The organism is Culturomica sp. (genome assembly GCF_003524185.1).
GTDB classification, from domain to species: domain Bacteria; phylum Bacteroidota; class Bacteroidia; order Bacteroidales; family Marinifilaceae; genus Culturomica; species Culturomica massiliensis.
Genome location: NZ_DOED01000016.1, coordinates 97,093 through 115,689, shown reverse-complemented (window position 1 = coordinate 115,689; position 18,597 = coordinate 97,093). Strand labels below are relative to the sequence as shown.

Here is an 18,597-nt window from a genome sequence, read left to right as displayed (position 1 = left end):
AGATGAAAAAAATAAAAATAGACGATATACGAAGCGTGGTTAAGGAAGCTTATGAGAAAGTAAAAACCATGCAAGGCGGAAAGAATGCCGATTATATCCCTTTCCTGGCCAAAATCGATCCCCAATTATTCGGTATTGCTTTATGCCTCCCGACAGGAGAAGTGATCGAAGCAGGAGACACCAATTATGTTTTCGGCATTGAATCGGTATCTAAAGTATATACTGCCGTACTTGTACTCAGACAATACGGAGCCGATGAGATTCTCAACAAGATCGGAGCCGATGCCACCGGTCTGCCCTTCAACTCGATCATGGCCATATTATTGGAAAAAGATCACCCCAGTACACCTTTGGTAAATGCCGGTGCTATCAGTGCCGACAGTATGGTAAAACCACTCGGCGACAGCAACGGTAAATGGGGTGCGATCGCCGACAATATGACAGCACTTAGCGGTAGCACATTAGTTCTGCTGGACGAATTATACAAATCGGAAACAGCTACGAACTTCAACAACCGTTCCATCGCCTGGTTATTGAAAAACTATGGCCGTATTTACGACGATCCGGATATGTCCTTAGACCTGTACACCCGCCAGTGCTCTATGGGTGTTACGGCTAAACAATTAGCCATAGCCGGATGTACTATCGCCAACGGAGGCTTGAACCCTGTTACCAAAGAACAGGTTTTCAAGGAAGAGTTATCTCCGAAAATCACATCGTTAATCGCAACCGTCGGTTTTTACGAACATACCGGAGACTGGCTTTACAATAGCGGTATTCCTGCAAAAAGCGGAGTCGGAGGAGGTGTTCTCGGCGTAATGCCCGGAGCATTCGGTATTGCAGCTTTTGCACCGCCTTTGGATGAATTTGGAAACTCGGTCAAAGCACAGGCCGCCATCAAATACATCACACAGAAACTGGGTCTCAATATTTTCCGTAATAACAATATCGACTTTGAAATGTAAAATCCGGAGGATGTCCTAATGGACATCCTCCTCTCATACACGCCTCGACATGAAAAACAACCGCTCATTGGAACACATATTGAATATACTGGTCATATTAGGCAGTATATTTATTATCATCATTCTATCCATCGAATTACTCTCGACGACTCCTGTTTTGAGCAATCGTTTCATTTTAAATTCCCATTTGGTCGTATGTACAATCTTCTTATTGGATTTTTTCGTACGTTGGTATTACAGCAGTCAGGGCTGGACGTTCGTATGGCGCAACCTCTTCTTTTTATTTGTATCGATTCCCTATCTCAATCTGGTTACAGCCTTCACTCCGGTGATCTCCCACAACTTATGGATTACCCTCCGGCTGATACCTCTTGCCCGGGGTATCTACGGTATTTCTTTAATAGTCAGTTGGATCACCAGAAGTAAAATCACCAATCTGTTCATCACCTATCTGGCCATCCTCTTTGTCATTATTTATTTTTCCAGCATCGTATTCTTCTTTATGGAACATCCGGTCAATCCTCCGGTTAAAACATACTGGGATGCTTTTAACTGGGCCATGATGAATGTAACGACTGTCGGATCGAACATCTTCGGTGTCACTAAAATCGGTCAATCTTTAGCCGTATTATTAGCGGCCTCCGGAATGATATTTTTCCCGATCTTCACCGCCTACGTGACCACAAAATTCCAGAATAAGAGGAAAGGGACAGAGAATAATTAATTGGTAGCAAAGTAGTGCAAAAATTGAAACAATTTTCAAATTTCTACTATATATTACTCCATAATAATTCTTTTAAAAAACATTGCCTATGTAAAAAGACCATCTATATAAATTGCTTAAATTTATATAGTCTAAATTTGTCAAACCCATGAAATCGGAAGACAATATCATTATTTACCAGACAAAAGACGAAGGAACCTCTATTGAGGTCAAGTTTAAAAACGAAACATTTCGGATAAACCGCCAGCAAATGGCCGGATAATTCGGTCGTGACATAAAAACCATTGGTAAGCATATAAATAACGCACTCAAAGAAGAATTAAGAGTTATCCCGGTTGTCGCAAAACTTGCGACAACTGCCAATGATAGAAAAACCTGTCAAATGGAGTATTATAATTTCGAAATAGTCACCTCGGTCGGCTATCGCGTTAAATCCGAACATGATACACAATTCCGGATTTGGGCCAATAAAGCAACAACATGCTTATGTTTTTAACCGAAGCCGTCAGCCTATACAAACTAGCGGCGTGGCCGTACCGGGACAGGTATTTGGTAAGGTCGGCGGCAGGCCTGTAAGCAGCAAAGGCGATGGCTGTGTTAAATTATTTTACAACCAGACGATTCTTCCGGTAAACAAAATAGAACACCTGGGGCAGAACGGTAAACGAAAGTACCATACAAATCAGGATACCTCCGACAATCATAACGGCCAATGGTTTCTGCACTTCCGACCCCATTCCGGTGGACAAAGCCGCAGGCAAAAGCCCCATAGCCCCCATCAGGGAAATCATCAGCACCGCCCTCAGGCGTGTCCGGACGGCTTCATCCATAGCATATCCGATATCCCGGCTACGCTGCAACAGAGATTTCATTAACGAAGTCAATAAGATGCTGTTGATCGACACAATGCCGAACAAGATAATAAATCCGATACCTGCTGAGATGCCGAAGGGTATCCCTGCCACCCACAACGATATAAAACCACCGATAAAAGCATAAGGAATCGTACTGGCAGCAATCAGCGTATCCTTCACTGTTCCGAAATTCATGTAGAGCAGGAACAGGATCAGGCAAATGACAGCCGGAACAATCCCGGCCAGTCGCCTTGTTGCCCGTTGCTGGCTCTCGAATTCACCACTCCACATCATCCGGTTGCCCTTGTCCAACCGGATTTTTTCACGGACGACATTTTGTGCTTCATCAATCGCCGAACCCAAATCACGGTCGCGGATACTGAACCCGATTCCCACATAACGGCTGCTTCCCTCCCGGTAGATAAAAGCAGGCCCGGTGACAAACCGGATATCAGCAATCTCTTTCAGCGGCACCTGTTTACCATCCATGGTCGGAATAAGAATTTCCCCGATTTTTTGTTCGTCATTACGGAATTCTTGCTGAAAACGGACCACGACATCAAAGGTTCGCTCGTTTTCATAAAACGAAGTCGCCGCCTTTCCTCCGATAGCCATCTCAATAACAGCCTGAGCATCAGCCATCGCCACGGCATAATCAGCCATCCGCGCTTCCTGTAATTTAATCTGTAACTCAGGTAAACCGATACTCCGGAATACATTTACATCCTCAATACCCTGCACTCCCTTGATAGCATCGGCAGTCTGATCAGCCAGAGCCTCCAGCTGATGCAGATCATCGCCGAAAATCTTAATCACCAGGGCACTTTTTACCCCTGCCACATATTCTTCCACATTATCCTGGATCGGCTGGCTGAAAGCAAACACAATCCCCGGATAAATACTCAGGGAATCCTGAATCTGAGCCACCAGCTCATCCTTGCTGATCCGGTGCTTCCACTCCTTTTCAGGTTTCAGTTCCGTATGAAATTCTATATTGAAAAATCCCGTCGCATCCGTTCCGTCATTGGGACGCCCCGTTTGGGTCAGGATGAAATCCACCTCCTCAAATTGCAGGAGACGCGCCTTCATTTCCCGGGTGATACGCACAGCTTCGTCCAGATTTACACTGTTGGGCAAAGTTGCCCTCACATAAATAGCCCCTTCGTTCATACTGGGTATAAATTCCGTTCCCCAAAACATAAACCGGGCCACGCATACCGTCAGCACCAATAAAAAAACGACGATCGTAGAACGGCGGTGACGACAAGTGTAAGCATACAAACCGAAAAGCCACGCAATCAACTTACGGGTAACGAGTGTAGTCTTTTCCTTAAAAGGTTTCGTCAGCAACACCTTACACATCACCGGCACATAAGTCAGCGAAAGAATCAACGAACCCAGCAGCGCATATCCAAGCGTAAACGCCAGAGGAGAGAACATTTTCCCCTCCACTTTCTGAAAAGAGAAAATCGGGAAAAGGGCCACCACCAGAATTACCTGTGCAAAAAAGATATGCGAAGCCACCCCTCCTGCACTTTTCTTAATGATCCCCCCTTTCGAATAAGAGGCAAAACGCTGCCCCATCTGTTCAGATTTATTCAGAAGTGCGACAAAAATTACCTCCACAATCACCAGAGAACCTTCGAGCAACAAGCCGAAATCCAAAGCCCCCATTGAAATCAGATTGGCCGGTAATCCCTGTATCCGCAGCATAATCACAGCAAACAAAAAAGCCAGCGGAATAACCGAAGCTACGATAACCGTCGTCCGCCAGTTGAAAAGAAACAAAAACACAATAAAGGCCACCAATAAAATCCCTTCCAGCATATTTTTCAACACGGTATGCACGGTAGCATCCACCAATTTAGTACGGTCCATAAACGGAACAATCTGTACTTCTTTCGGTAGCACCTGTTCGTTCAGTTCACGGATTTTATCTTTCAGAGCCGCAATTACCTCACTGGGATTTTGTCCGCGCAGCATGATCACAATCCCCTGAACAATATCATCCTCCTCGTTCAGTCCCACCTGTCCCTGCCGTGGTTTGGAAGAAACGCTTACCGTAGCCACGTCACGTACCCGTATCGGAGAACTGCCCTTCACTTCAATCAAAATATTTTCGATATCCGCGACACTTTCCAGCAACCCGACTCCCCGTACCACATACGCCTGACTCCCTTTCTGGATCACATCCCCGCCGACATTGATATTACTTCCGGCAACAGCCTCATACACCTCCAGCGGAGAGATTCCGTAATTATTCAGTTCCACAGGATTCACCTTGATTTCAAAAATCTTCTCCTCCCCGCCGAAAGTCGCAATCGTCGCAATACCCGGTACTGCCAGCAATTCGCGCTGTACCACCCACTCATTCATCGCCGACACCTCCCGGACAGGCAGGTCGCTCCGGAGATAATATCTGAAAATTTCTCCCGTAGCTCCACTGGGTGGTTCAATCGAGAGTTCCACACCTTCCGGTAATTGCAATTCCTGCATCCGGTTTGAAGCATATTGCTGGGCATAAAAATCATCCACCCCGTCCTCGAACAACACATTCACCACTGCCAGTCCGAAAAGAGAAGTCGAACGCACATCCGTCTTGCGCGGAATAGTATTAAGTTGCTGCATAATAGGCAGAGTGACAAACTTCTCCACCTCCTCCGCACTGCGCCCGTTCCACTGGGCAATAATTTTCACCCGGGTATTCGTCACGTCGGGATAAGCTTCGATAGGAGTATTCCGGTAACAAACAATCCCGGTAATCAGCAATATCCCGGTCAGGAAAAGAATGAAAACATGATTACGGAGCGAAAAACCAATAATATTCCCGATAAACTTATGCATAATTATTTACTCTTTAATTCGTTATAAATCAACAACTGATTTTTCGCAACTATCTCTTCGCCGGGCTCAACTCCGGAAGTAAAGTAAGTGGTTCCTCCATGACTTCCGGCAACAACCACCTCCCGGACGGTAAATTCATTCCCTTTCCGGATCACAACAAAATAAGCATCATTATCAAAAATAACCGCTTCCGAAGGCAGCGACACTGTTTTCTCCTTGGATTGGTCACGCAGCCTAACCACCACTGACATTCCGGGTTTTAGCTTCATCTCTTCGTTAGGCAAGACTATGCTGGCTTTCAGCACCTTATCTTCCGGATCGAAAACCTGCGCCAAGGCACTGATTTTCCCCCGGAACACTTCATTCGGATACGAAACAGAAGTAATGCTGGCCTCCATCCCTTCTCCGACAAACTGAAGGTTACCTGCATAGATATTGGTCATGACCCAGACTTCCCGTAAACCGGCAATCGCAAACAAAGGCTCTGACTCGGCAAAAACGGTTCCTCCTGCTGCTCCCTTTTTGGTAATTACATAACCGCTGGCCGGAGCAAGTACCGAGAAAACCCCTCCGCCCTTACTGTTTCCATACAGGGCAATATCCGCTTTTGCTTTTTCATAAGCAGCTTTCGCCTGCCGCACTTGTACCTGAGCTTCCAGATACTCTTTTTCAGACAGCATCTGGTCCGCAAACATCGTCTCTGCACTTTTCAGTTGCCGTTCAGCCACCTGTAACGAGGATTCCAGAGCCGTTAACTCCGATTGCAGGGCACTCAATTCCGCCGAGCGGATATCCAGCATCACCTGCCCTTTGGTAACCCGGTCACCCAAAGCAAAATAAGTACGCTCTATAATCCCGTTGACTAATGACGAATAACTTACCGTCAGATCAGGATTAGCAGTGACACGTCCGGCAAAAGTAAGCTCCCTCGTTTGTTGCCCTTCCACTGCTTTAACAGTCTTCACACGGGCGGCCAAATTCCCGCGAGGGCTGTTTTCCTGTCCGTCTTCCGGTTGCGGATTCCTGCCGCACGCCACGACTGCCAAAGCAGCCACTATCATCAAATATACTTTTCTCATGGTTTGCCGATTATTTCTGTTCCTATTGTATAGCTTAATTCCTCCAATCCCAGCTGTACATCCCGTTTAGCAGCCAGGACAGCTTGTTTCGCATTCTTGTATGTTTCCATAAAATCCATATATTCCACCATCGAAATATTTTTTTCCATCAGGTTTTTGGTATAAACATCCAGCATCTCGTCCAATTTTGACAGAACGGGTGTCCGGACAGTCCGTTCATAGAGGGCATATACATCCGTATAATTAGCGTATGCCTCCGCCACTTCGTTAAAAATCACCGCCTCCTGCTGATTGACCAGCAATTCGCTCTGCTGCTGCGAAAGCCTGGCCGCTTTGATTGCCCCCTGATTCCGGTTGAAAACAGGAATATCCAATCCAATTCCAAACCCGACAAAATCACGCCATACCCCACCACGACGGTCATAACCCACACTCAGATTCAGATCGGGAATCCGCAGACTCTTTTCATACCTGAGCGATTGCCTGTAATATTCCGTCTGAAGCTTCTGTAACCCCAGGTCGGCCCGTTGCTCCATTGCTTTTCCCTGGATTGCGGTAAGGTCTATAGCCCCGGGAGCCGGCAGGGGTTCCTGATCCGGTACCACCTCAATCCTCAGATCCTCGCGGATAGAAAGCAGGTTTTTCAAATTTTTCCGGGCCGCATTCAGTTCCACCCGGACCTCTTTCATTTCATTTTCCATTTCCAGCAGGGCTGACTGCAAACGAATCAGCTCATTTCCGGACAAATTGCCCCGGCTATGTAATTTTTCCGAAGCAGCGATCAACTTTTCGAGAGACTCCTGCTGCCGAATTAAAGCTCTTTGATAATCCTGCAAATACACGAGCCCGGTAATAGTCTTACGCAACTCAGTTTTCAGCCCTTTCAGGATCAGTCCGAACTGCACCACGGCCATTTCACGGGATATTTGTTCCATTTTCACCAGTTTTGCCCGTTTCCCGGACACACTGATCATTTGGCTCAATTCCGCCGAAAATTGGGTATTACGTGCAAAATTCCCGACCAGAGGCGGAATCGTCTCCCCCTCACGCTGACCTGCAGAACTCCAAAGGTTCACCCCATCCAGTGAAAACGAAGGATTATTCCACAACCGGGCCTGTTCAATCACAGCATCGGCCATAGGAATAGCCAGCTGCCGGGCTACCAACTCCAGATTTTGTTTCAGGAACAGCGCTTCTATCTGCTCCGGTTTTAATTGCAACACCTGCTGTTGCGCACTGATTTTGAAAGAAAAACACACCCAAAGGAGTATCCATAAATACCTGCACATATACATCTTGGTTTTGCCTGCAAAATTAGGCTGCCCCCTTTTTCCGGGCCGTTAGAAAATTCTTAGAATTTTATTAGAATTTCATTAGAAAGTTGAAAGGAAGTAAACAGAAAGTAAGAATATCCTTATTTTTGCAATATGGCGAGAATACTTATCATTGAAGACGAAATCAGGGTAGCCGAACTGCTCAAGCGCGGTTTGGTAGAATCGGGTCATACCGTCTCCTTAGCCCTTAACGCATCTACAGCCCTGCAATTATTCGGGGAATTAACGTTCGATATGATCATTTCCGACGTCATCCTGCCCGACGGCAGTGGTTTTGAGTTGTGTCAGCAAATCCGTTCTCGGGACACCAACATTCCCATACTGATGCTGACAGCACTGGGGACGACAGACGACAAACTGGCCGGATTTAATTCCGGAGCAGACGATTATATGGTGAAACCTTTCGATTTCAGGGAACTGGATGCCCGGATCCACGTCCTGCTAAAACGCAGAGGGAACGATGCACACATCCGTCAGATCAAAGAAATCCAATATGCCGACCTGAAAATCAACCTGCAAACCCGATCGGTCAGCAGGCAAAACATTCCCATCCTCCTGACCCCCAAAGAATACAACCTGCTGTTATTTTTTGCGCAAAATCCGGAACGCGTATTATCCAGAAGCGAAATCGCCGAAAAAGTATGGGATACCCATTTCGATACGGGCACTAATTTTATCGATGTATACATCAATTACCTCAGAAAGAAAATCGATAAAAATTTCAACGTAAAACTAATCCACACTAAACCCGGCATGGGTTTTATACTCACCACCGGTTATGAAAATCCCACGTCCGAAGGGCTTCCCCAAAAATGACGATGGATCGAAAACCCCATCCGGTCACTGAACAAAAACAATATTCACATGAAAATACGCACCAAACTGACCCTCCGATATCTGCTGGTATCTACCCTGCTGGTCATCTTTGTGTTCTTCGCCCTCGAAGAAACGCTTTTTCCTCAAAAAGGGTACGATATGCTGCGGATTCTCAATGTCAAATTATTCGCCATCTGGACCATCTCTTTTATCATTCTTTTCATCATTGGTTATTTTATGGCCGGAAGCGCACTGAAACCCGTTTCTCATATCATCCGGCAGGTGGAAAACATAACGGCTTCCAATCTGAGCAAACGGGTCGAAGTCGAAGATATCAAAGACGAAATCGGAGAATTGGCCACCACTTTCAATAAAACCCTCGACAGGCTCGAAAAATCCTTTGAATCCCAGAAAATGTTCATCAGCCACGTATCCCACGAGCTGCGGACACCGATGGCAGCCCTGATTGCAGAACTGGAATTGTCGCAACACAAGGAACGGTCAAACCAGGCCTACAAACAAGTCGTTGCCAACGCCCTCGAAGATGCCCATAAAATAGAAAGGCTGGCAGCAGGCTTGCTCGATCTGGCCAAAGCAAGCTATCATATCGACCAAATCAACATCAGCGAAGTCCGGCTGGACGAACTATTAATTGATGCCTGCAACATCATTACCAAAGCCAATCCCGATTATAAGGTAGACCTCGGTTTTGACAACGAAAGTGACGATGATGACAGCATGATCACAGTCAAAGGAAACGAATATCTTCTACGGACGGCTTTTGTCAACCTGATCGAAAACAACTGCAAATTCTCAGACAATCATACTTCTCTGATTCAAATTTCCTTTTCCGGCACCAAGGTGACGATAACCTTCTCAGACGACGGCATTGGAATAAAGGCAGAGGACCTGCAACAATTGTTCACCCCTTTTTACCGGGGCAGCAACCGGTATTATTCTCCCGGCAACGGAATCGGCCTGGCCCTTGCAGAACGGATCATTACCCTCCATCAAGGCGAAATCACTGTACGGTCAGAGCCAGGAAAAGGCACCTGTTTTACAACCATACTGACACATATATAAGCACAGGAGAACAGAGCTATTGTGCGATACCCCCCATACACATCGTGTCCTGCAGCACAGGGACACCACTTCCTTTCAACTCCTTACTTTAAACGGATACAACCTGTATCCCATCTGCTTACGGCAATATATTCCGCCAATATAACAGCCAAGAATATGTATTAATAAAAATAAAACAGACATTTCAGAATGTATAATATTTTGTCGCAAGAATATTTAAACTTTATATTATTTTTGCCCGGGAAATGCAAATTTCATTAACTAATAAAACCACCCATGGAACCCAGGAAACAAATGAGCAGAAAGACCTACAAAAGGACAATAGGCCTGCTTTATCTTCTCTGTCTGATTATATTCGATTTTTTATACCTGTTCCTCCCCACTGATCTTCAGGCACAAAGATGGTACGGATCAGCAACTGTCTTCATTCCGTTGGTTCCCTTGTGGGTTACTTCTATCATTACGCTGCTGGTGTGGGCATTACTAAGGCTGACGGTTCCGCTAGAGTCTTTAACCGATGAAGAACGCAACCGACCGTTGCTCCGGCGATTGAACTACCTGCAGCTTTTCGCTTGCACAGGAACACTTATCGCGGCAATATGGGCCGTTTCTTCTTTTTTCATGCAACGTCTGGTGACAGACGCCATACAGATTTCCGGTCAGGATCTCATCAATTTCTACCTGTTTCATATTATTACCATCGCATTTGCTTCCGCCTTGCTTTATGCAGGAGCACATACCCGGAAGATCGGGCTCATCCTGCTGTGTTTTTTGTTTTTCATCGTAACCATCTCCCTGAATTGGTTCGGGTTGATTACTGTATTAAACGTTTCCTACAACACAAACAATCCCTGCGAGAACTCCTCTCCCGATGAATACATTGAAAATGATGATCCGGTGGCAGAAACAGACTATATGACGGGCAACGTTCAGGAATGGGAAGAGATGGACGACGAACCGGGATTGATGGATGAAGCCGGAAACAGTCTCGTCCACTATTGTAAGGAATACATACAGAACAAGCCCAAGGCAGGCCTTACTTTCACCGCTAATCTGTTGATGGATTATCACGACCTCCAACAGGAAAAACCCGATGAAAACTATGCCGCCGAAAGTTATCCGTGGTCAGACAAAATGAAATGGATCGATGCCGGGGATTGCTATCCTCTCTACCTGTTGACATCGGCGATCCTCGGCCAGACAGACCTGAACGAAGACGAAGTTTATGAAACCCTGTGTGATCAGGTATTACCGGTTGTCGTACAGGAATTAAATGACAACAATCTTTATCCCGGCTCACAACTGGAAACGCTGATCAATCTGCTGGATTATGCCTACCGGGATCTGCAATCGCCTGAAGATGAAAAACTGGCAGCCCTTTACAACGAAATGGCTTCGGATGATTTTCTTCACCTGGAGGCGGCCGATTTGTTTCCTTATTTCACACAGCCGTATGCTGTCCTGCACAGTGATTGCGATGATATGCAGGTGATCTGGGCATACTCCTTCTGGGCACGCCGCTGGAATGACGGATGTATCAGTCTCTGCCGCCGGATACTCGACAAAATACTGGAAACCTGGCCCAACAAGACCTGTACAACAGCCACAATGGCCAAGACGGAACAATATTACCGAGCAAACCGCCGGAACAGCAATTATAGCCGGGAAGAACTCTTACAAGAACTGGAAAATGCCTTTGCCGATGCACCCCGTCCTGAAGTGGAAACCATACTGCTCGATGAGATGGAAATCGGCAAACGGGCAGAGATCGGAGAAATATTCAGCCGTTACGCCTGGCAGGAAATCCCTGCCGCTACGCTCTACCAAAATGCAGAGGCGCTATCGTGCTTCACCCCCCAAGGATTCCGGTATTACCTGCCGGCTTTTCTCTCAGAAACGATCCGGAATGACAATCCGGAAAAAAATCTCTTCGCTCCTCTGCTCCGTTCCCTTACTTATATCCGGATGTCTACGGAATATGGATGGAATCATTTCGCCGTTTTCTCCTCCGAACAGGGAAAAGCCGTTTACCATTGCCTCGAATGGATGGCCGCAAACCATGACGACGCTTCCGTCCATTCATCGCAATTACAGCAGGCAACCGAAAGCTGGTGGCTGCGGTATGAAGAATGAGGGGAACAGGGAGGAAACGAGTTTCAGGAAAAACAGGATAAAATACAATATGTATAAATCAAAAATATGCTTGGAATAAAATTTATATTATTTATCATCTTATCGATAATCACATTGATTACCATATACTTCATCTTCGTGCGAGCTGCCAGAAACCTGAAAAGATGGAAAGCAATGGAACCCTCATTTATCAAAGAGGTTGAAAAAAAGATGGGCCAGAAAATTATATATACCTCAGTACAGAATGCAAGCTATTCAACGGATTTCAGAAACGGGAATGAGTTTTGGCTATGGATAGCCTGCACAGCAGATTATACCGTCATGGCTCTGAGAGATGAAATAATAGAGAGCGACAAGGAAGTGAATCTCATCATTGCCCGCAGAAAAGATGTTACTGTCGCACGGTTGGAAAAATACTTCGCCACAATTGAAGTCAGAGGGATAAAACCGGAAACCTTGAAATTCACTATTATCGTCAGAAAAGACTATACAGCATTGACTTCATACATCCGGTCAAAGTAATATCATTACATGGAAACAATGTGATGATAGCATCCTACCCCCGTCCCCAAGTGCTATAAAATAAATGAACGGCATACCGTGCTCATAGCATCCTACCCCCGTCCCCGGGTGCTACGTATGTTCCGGCAAATAAAATAAGTTTATTATGAAAATATTTTTACCTCTTGTTTTTTTCATATCCATTATTTCATACCGGGCTGCAGCAAACGAAATAAAATTATCAGTGATACGGTGTGAATACGAACAAACCAGCAGTAATGATTCTGAAAATCAGACAGCAAGAGACACAATAACCTACGTCGGTGTTTTCGATTCAATAAAAGATTCGGTATTGATATACACTACTGAAAAGGATAAAATCAAAATAGAGCTGAAAAAGCTCTCAAAGGATAGCTTTTTGTTCTGTTTTTATGAAAATGAGGTTGTATTTGACAGCTTAAAGATAGCTTGCAAAGACAATCTGGTATATATTAATGATGATATTTATCATTTGTATCCTGAAAGCTATATCCGATTCAGAGACCATCTGAATATATTATCACTGGCTGATATGTTAAGCGATTGTCTCGGGGATTATCCGGACGAAATGATTGCCCTGTTAAATTTGAATTGGGGTATTCATTTTGAGAAATATCGCATCGGCACGACTCTGAACCGGATACAAAGTCCTCATTCGGACCTGAAATACGAATACAAAACAACCTATTATTATGACGATAAAATGAATGTATATGAAGTCATACAAAAAGACAGATACCTGAAAAAGCGGATAAATAAAATTTCTGATCCGACTTTATCGTATCACATTGAATATAACTACGGTGATCGGAAAAGCGGGAAATATACCTACAGCCGGAATACATCCGGAATTGAAAATATAAAAGGGACATCGACACAAATTCCTTCTGCACGTGAATTTGAGTATAAAAAATCATATTCACAGCCTATTATATACGCTGTAACAAATGCCAGGGTAAGTGAGAAAATCGCAGCTATTTATCGTAAAGAATTCAGATAAACCGGGATTGGAAATGAGAATCCATATCGTACCAAACAAGCGGAGCTCAGGATTGCTGATCACTTCACCGAAAAGATGAACCCACCGAACACAGGGGGGACGGGGTAAATGTGTTATTTTGCCTTTATCCTAGCGATGATATCCTCAAAACCTTGTATATCGGGTATATCATCCACATCCGGCACGGTCATATATTCACAAATCAACTTCGCAAAGCGGTATTGGGTGAACGAATCGCAGCGGAACCCGAGGCTGGGTCCATAAGGCAGATTATCTTTCGTCGTCAATGAAAGATAATCTTTGACTATCGTTCCCCAACGCGAGCCACTACTTACGAGACCCGGACAAAACGCGACGACAGCCTGCTGCCAGGGTACAACCTTGCTTTTACCGAGACCCGAAACCGGAGGTATTGTAATCGTTTTTGCCTCCCGGTCGATTATAAATACCTTCTTTCTGTTGTAAACATACAAAAACACGGCTGCCATAAAAAAAACAAGACACAGAAGTACTCCCGCATACGCATCAGATTCCCAAAAATCACCGTCATTCCCCCGCGAAACCCATAACAGGAAGAAAGATGCCCCTAACAGCAGAAGCCATGCCCCACTATTCTTCGAACCATTCATCAGCACCATTTGCTTTGCATTACATTGTGTAAAAACTTCCTCCTTATTCAGTTCTTCAAATACATCATCCAGGTAACGACGCCTGGCCCAGTCAACAAAATATACAGGTATCCGTATCCCGCATGGTACAGCAGGAGACTCTGCCAGCGATATATAAAAATGACACCTGTTCACAAAGTTTGCAAAAAACCACATTGCCATAAATGCGGAACCGATGAACAGCAGAGAAAACAACCCATTGAGAAAAACAGACTCAGACCACAGACCGACAAACAAAACCACGAAAACAAACATCACCCAAGCCCATATAAAAGTAACGCCAAACCAGATCCCGGCTCTTTTTATGCCGGCTTCCAGCTTTAGATTATTCCCGGTCAACTCCTCTTCCTGACGATTCTGTTCTTTGTATTTTTCACGGTACACAGAACGTTCCCTCCGCCTTCTTGCTGCAATATGCTTCTGTCTGCAACGTTTTTCACTGTTATTCTTCGAATTCATTTTATCCGTATATGATTTTAGCGCATCCGGAATTTATCCCCCCTTCATCATTCCCACGCCCAATAAGCTGTTTACCACCACCTCCTGCCCTTTCATCGCCCAGCCTCTGCAATCTTCCGGGAATACCGGATCATCCCTTCCCCACAAATATAATCTTTATTCTGAAATAATCACGGGGACGAAGGCGCTCCTCTCAGTGATTTCTGCCGGAGCAGGAAATCCCGGTTGGAAATCGGGGAAGAGGAAAAGAAAACCGTTTTACATCCGGCAGCAAATCTGCGTACACCTGAATTTTCCCTTTCATCCGAAGAATGGAAAAAACCGGAACACCCGGTAGTGCCATTCCGGTGGCAGGAAATCGTTAGAATACCGATCAGCAAAAGCAGGCAGGACATCAAAAATCTGTAAAAAGGGTCATTTAATCCGTAATTTGTTTAATGCAGACCCCATCAAGCTGAGCTATCTTTGTTCTGCATTATTCATTAAACAACAATAGATATGAACACGATGAAAATACAAACCATCGCCTTCCTGACATGTCTGACTTTTACGAACGTCATGGCATCCGGGATAACAACGGTAAAAAACATTAAATCAACAACCATGGATACATTAGAATTAACACAGGAGTGGGACAAAACTTTCCCACAGAGTGACAAAGTGGAACACTCGAAAATAACGTTTCACAACCGCTACGGCATCACGCTTGCCGCAGACCTGTATAAACCGAAAAACGCAGCGCAAGGACCGCTGGCAGCCATTGCCGTCAGTGGTCCCTACGGGGCTGTGAAAGAGCAGGTATCGGGCCGTTATGCCCAGACCCTTGCCGAACGCGGCTTCCTGACCATCGCCTTCGATCCTTCGTTCTACGGAGAGAGCGGCGGTATGCCCCGGTCCCTGACCTCGCCCGAAATCAGTACGGAAGATTTCAGTGCAGCTGTCGACTACCTGACGACCCGTGATGACGTTGATCCGGAACGTATCGGTATCCTCGGTATTTGCGGCTGGGGAGGATTCGCCCTCAACGCTGCTGCCAACGACCCGCGCATCAAGGCTACGGTAACCTCCACCATGTACGACATGAGCCGCGTGAATGCCAATGGGTATTTCGATGCCATGTCGGTGGACGACCGCTACAAACTGCGTAAACAGCTCAATGCCCAGCGCACCGAAGATTACCGCAACGGCAGTTATGAGCTCAACGGCGGTGTAGTCGATCCCGTTCCCGAAGATGCCCCCCTCTTTGTCCGCCAGTATCACGATTATTACAAGACAGCAAGGGGTTATCACCGTCGTTCGCCCAACTCCAACAAAGGAATCAGCAAGATCAGTTCCCTGCCATTCATCAATATGCCGATCCTTTCCTACATCGGTGAAATACGCAGTGCCGTCCTGATGATACACGGCGCCGAAGCCCACTCGCGTTATTTCAGCGAAGATGCCTACAAGCGGCTGACGGGCGACAATAAGGAACTGCTGATTATTCCCGGAGCCAATCACGTCGACCTATACGATAACCTGAACGTGATTCCCTTCGACAAGCTGGACAGATTCTTCAAGGAAGCCCTGAAAGGAAAATAAACACAGAACTTCCGAACAAAATAAATTAAGCTCCGCAACGTTTTTGCTGCGGGGCTTTTCTTTTACCTTTACGCCAGAACAATTTCATCAGAAACATCGGGATGTGAAACCTCCCCATACTTGAATACACCTAAGAAAATGATTATGAAATGGAGGTTGCACATGACCAGTAAAAAAAATAAATGCCAATCCTATGAAAACGAAGCTGTTTTCTGGACCGGATAGCTAACGGAGAAGAACCATACAACATATCACCATCCACCCCGAAAACCGATCGTAGTTTCCGGGGTGGATTATCATCTTGTACGGAAGGATTATTCATCGAGTACAACACCTACCGCCCAGGCCATCACATTGGCAATGAGCTTAGAAGCATTGTTGGTAATCTCTCCGGTTGTATTCGTAATGCGGTTATCGGAATTACCCAGATTTCCCGTACTTGTATTCCCCAGATCCACATCGCCCCAGTAAATAATCCGGCGGTCGAAATCAACCCCTAAAACAATACCGTTTTCGGTACCCGTACCGGGTCCCATGAGAATAGGAAAAATTCCGGCCGCACTCCCAGCCCCGATCTCTCCATGATAAGTATCATAATTTCTCAGGCTGAAATCCAAAGGAATGGCTCCGTATTTTTGAGTGAACGGTCCGGCATCCGTAAAATAATTTCCGGACGATTTCCCGGTGAGTGTAAACGGATCGCCCGTTTTCCGCAACCAAATCAGATTGTCCGTTGTACCTAGAATCTCCGTCATCAGGGGAACACTGACATCGTAAGCATCATAAGATACGATCAGCACCCGGTTATGACTGGCCTTCAGCCAATTGTGTACCTTCGCGGCATCCTGGCTGCCAAATGAACTGTTTGCCATATAATTGACATAAATAATATCTGCCGTAGCAAACAGGTCGTCCGTCAAATTATCTTTGGAAGCATTGGCGAGCAACAGATTAAAACCACCGCACTCCACTACGCCTGAAGGTCCGAAATTATTTTTGTTGGTGAGAATCCCCCGCAAGCCATCGCTCCGGCTTTCTCCCCCGTTCAAAGGCGGCAGGATATTCTGCCCCAGCGCACCCAATCCGGCATTGAAAGTCATCATATTTATCATCCGGCCGGCAATCACGCCATTCCGTTGGCGGATGGTGATCAGCACCTGCCAGCGGTTGGCTGTCACCACAAAATATTCCACCTTATCGGCAACAGCCTCCGAATTATCCTGTAAAGCCGTCACGACAATCTGTTTTCCATCAGCGCTTTTCTCCACTTTGAAGGCCGCACTGGTTAACAAAGTAGCCGGATTTCCGCTTGTATTCCCTTGCGAATCGGACCATTGTAGAGTGTAATCGGCAATATCCGTATTCACAAACAAAGGCTTCACCGAATTGACCTTACTGTTCAGGATCACTTCCCGGGCAGATACACCGAAGTGATGCTCCCCGTCAAAATACATATCCTGGGTATTGTCGTCCCAGGCTTTGATCTCCACTTCAATATGGCTCGAAACATTGACTGCCGCATCTTCCGGATCGCGCCAACCGGAACCGGAAACACTCCGGATATTAAAAATGTACTTGTGATTCCGGAGAATTTGTCCGAATACCCCGTTTTCATCCCTGGGATCGAAATCCATCCGGTAATAAGTAGGAGTTTCATCCTCCTCATAATAGCCGCCCACGACAATACAGGTCGCCTTTGTCCGGCGGTCTGCCTCAGGGACAACGACCGATTCAGGCAGATAAAGCTGTCCCACCGATTCATACCCGTCGACAGCCACAGGCACAGTATTGACAGTCCCGGTACTCGTAGCAGGCACTACCGGAGCCGTCATCGTCAGCCCCGTCCCTTCGTGCATCACCTGAATCAGGGAGTTTGCCCTGAACACCTGTACACTGGCCAACCGGAAATTACTCACTGTCCCGGCTTGTACGTCTACCCGGGCAATTGAACGCAAGGCCTGCAAGCCGGTAATATTGTTCACCTGTCCGCCATCCAGTCCGCCATTGATCTCATATTCGGCAAACATAGGAAATTTTGCATTCAGCCCGGAAGTTCCGAAAGGCTGACGAATCCGTTTCTTTACCGTCATCTCCGAATCTCCCTGTTGAGGTTCATTTGCAATCACAGCAGCCGTGGCATTGGCTACAATAAATAATTTCAAAGGCTGATTGCTGCTGCTTAAACGGGCATCAAACGTCGTCCGCGACCCGTTGCTGTTGATAGCAATCCCGGGAACCCGATACCGGTATTCTCCATTTTCAAACACCAATACCTGAATCTCACTGATGGCAGACTCCCGATCGGTAGTACGAAACTGATTCCCAACCCGGGTATACACGGTTGCTGCGGGAGTAGTAATCGTCAGCCGAATGGATACATCCCCCTGACCACTGCCGGTGGCATCGGAAACGAAAGCATCGTCCGAACAGGCAATCCCCATTACCCCCATCATTAACAGTAAAATAAAATGCTTCATTGTCTTTCTCATTTTAATGGTTATTCATTTCAAGACAAAA

The 18,597-nt window shown here is 46.0% G+C and carries 15 protein-coding genes; 9 read left to right on the top strand and 6 right to left on the bottom strand.

Translation table 11 applies throughout. From position 1 onward, the window contains the following. Positions 1 to 2: 2 nt before the first annotated feature. From glsA to rhuM, 3 genes are all read left to right on the top strand, one after another. Complete coding sequence (glsA, locus tag DD657_RS06835; protein WP_068690049.1) at positions 3 to 965, top strand: glutaminase A; 963 nt, start codon at positions 3 to 5, stop codon at positions 963 to 965. A gap of 49 nt (positions 966 to 1,014) precedes the next feature. Further along, the gene (locus DD657_RS06830; RefSeq protein WP_068690051.1) at positions 1,015 to 1,689 is read left to right on the top strand and encodes an ion channel; all 675 of its coding nucleotides are present in this window, start codon (positions 1,015 to 1,017) and stop codon (positions 1,687 to 1,689) included. 274 nt (positions 1,690 to 1,963) lie between these two features. Further along, entirely contained in the window at positions 1,964 to 2,185 is a 222-nt protein-coding gene (rhuM, locus tag DD657_RS06825) for a RhuM family protein (RefSeq protein WP_353745287.1), read from the top strand. 106 nt (positions 2,186 to 2,291) lie between these two features. On the opposite strand, the gene DD657_RS06820 is transcribed toward rhuM, so the two are convergent. From DD657_RS06820 to DD657_RS06810, 3 genes are read right to left on the bottom strand one after another with little or no spacing between them, the layout of a single operon-like run. After that, complete coding sequence (locus tag DD657_RS06820) at positions 2,292 to 5,387, bottom strand: efflux RND transporter permease subunit (RefSeq protein WP_287049178.1); 3,096 nt, start codon at positions 5,385 to 5,387, stop codon at positions 2,292 to 2,294. Between the two features lie 2 nt (positions 5,388 to 5,389). Next, positions 5,390 to 6,466, bottom strand: a complete 1,077-nt coding sequence (locus DD657_RS06815) for an efflux RND transporter periplasmic adaptor subunit (RefSeq protein WP_287049177.1) — start codon at positions 6,464 to 6,466, stop codon at positions 5,390 to 5,392. After that, positions 6,463 to 7,755, bottom strand: a complete 1,293-nt coding sequence (locus DD657_RS06810) for a TolC family protein (protein WP_287049176.1) — start codon at positions 7,753 to 7,755, stop codon at positions 6,463 to 6,465. The genes DD657_RS06815 and DD657_RS06810 overlap by 4 nt, the downstream gene beginning before the upstream one ends. Positions 7,756 to 7,893: 138 nt before the next feature. On the opposite strand from DD657_RS06810, the gene DD657_RS06805 reads away from it, so the two are divergent. From DD657_RS06805 to DD657_RS06785, 5 genes are all read left to right on the top strand, one after another. Then, on the top strand, positions 7,894 to 8,616 hold the full coding sequence (locus tag DD657_RS06805) for a response regulator transcription factor (protein ID WP_287049174.1): 723 nt from the start codon (positions 7,894 to 7,896) through the stop codon (positions 8,614 to 8,616). 48 nt (positions 8,617 to 8,664) lie between these two features. Beyond that, positions 8,665 to 9,699 (top strand): HAMP domain-containing sensor histidine kinase, encoded by a 1,035-nt coding sequence (locus DD657_RS06800; protein ID WP_287049173.1) that lies wholly within the window; start codon positions 8,665 to 8,667, stop codon positions 9,697 to 9,699. Positions 9,700 to 9,975: 276 nt separating this feature from the next. After that, the gene (locus tag DD657_RS06795; protein WP_287049171.1) at positions 9,976 to 11,832 is read left to right on the top strand and encodes a DUF6714 family protein; all 1,857 of its coding nucleotides are present in this window, start codon (positions 9,976 to 9,978) and stop codon (positions 11,830 to 11,832) included. A gap of 66 nt (positions 11,833 to 11,898) precedes the next feature. Continuing rightward, positions 11,899 to 12,354, top strand: a complete 456-nt coding sequence (locus DD657_RS06790) for a hypothetical protein (protein WP_287049168.1) — start codon at positions 11,899 to 11,901, stop codon at positions 12,352 to 12,354. Positions 12,355 to 12,499: 145 nt separating this feature from the next. Beyond that, positions 12,500 to 13,372 (top strand): hypothetical protein, encoded by an 873-nt coding sequence (locus DD657_RS06785; RefSeq protein WP_287049167.1) that lies wholly within the window; start codon positions 12,500 to 12,502, stop codon positions 13,370 to 13,372. 113 nt (positions 13,373 to 13,485) lie between these two features. On the opposite strand, the gene DD657_RS06780 is transcribed toward DD657_RS06785, so the two are convergent. Further along, positions 13,486 to 14,499: a hypothetical protein gene (locus tag DD657_RS06780; RefSeq protein ID WP_287049165.1), complete on the bottom strand. Its 1,014-nt coding sequence runs from the start codon at positions 14,497 to 14,499 to the stop codon at positions 13,486 to 13,488. Between the two features lie 170 nt (positions 14,500 to 14,669). Beyond that, positions 14,670 to 14,894: a hypothetical protein gene (locus tag DD657_RS06775; protein ID WP_287049164.1), complete on the bottom strand. Its 225-nt coding sequence runs from the start codon at positions 14,892 to 14,894 to the stop codon at positions 14,670 to 14,672. A gap of 112 nt (positions 14,895 to 15,006) precedes the next feature. Here DD657_RS06775 and DD657_RS06770 point away from each other — a divergent pair, with 112 nt between their 5' ends. After that, the gene (locus tag DD657_RS06770; RefSeq protein ID WP_287049237.1) at positions 15,007 to 16,080 is read left to right on the top strand and encodes an alpha/beta hydrolase; all 1,074 of its coding nucleotides are present in this window, start codon (positions 15,007 to 15,009) and stop codon (positions 16,078 to 16,080) included. A gap of 314 nt (positions 16,081 to 16,394) precedes the next feature. On the opposite strand, the gene DD657_RS06765 is transcribed toward DD657_RS06770, so the two are convergent. Further along, positions 16,395 to 18,557, bottom strand: a complete 2,163-nt coding sequence (locus tag DD657_RS06765) for a hypothetical protein (protein WP_287049162.1) — start codon at positions 18,555 to 18,557, stop codon at positions 16,395 to 16,397. Positions 18,558 to 18,597: the final 40 nt, after the last annotated feature.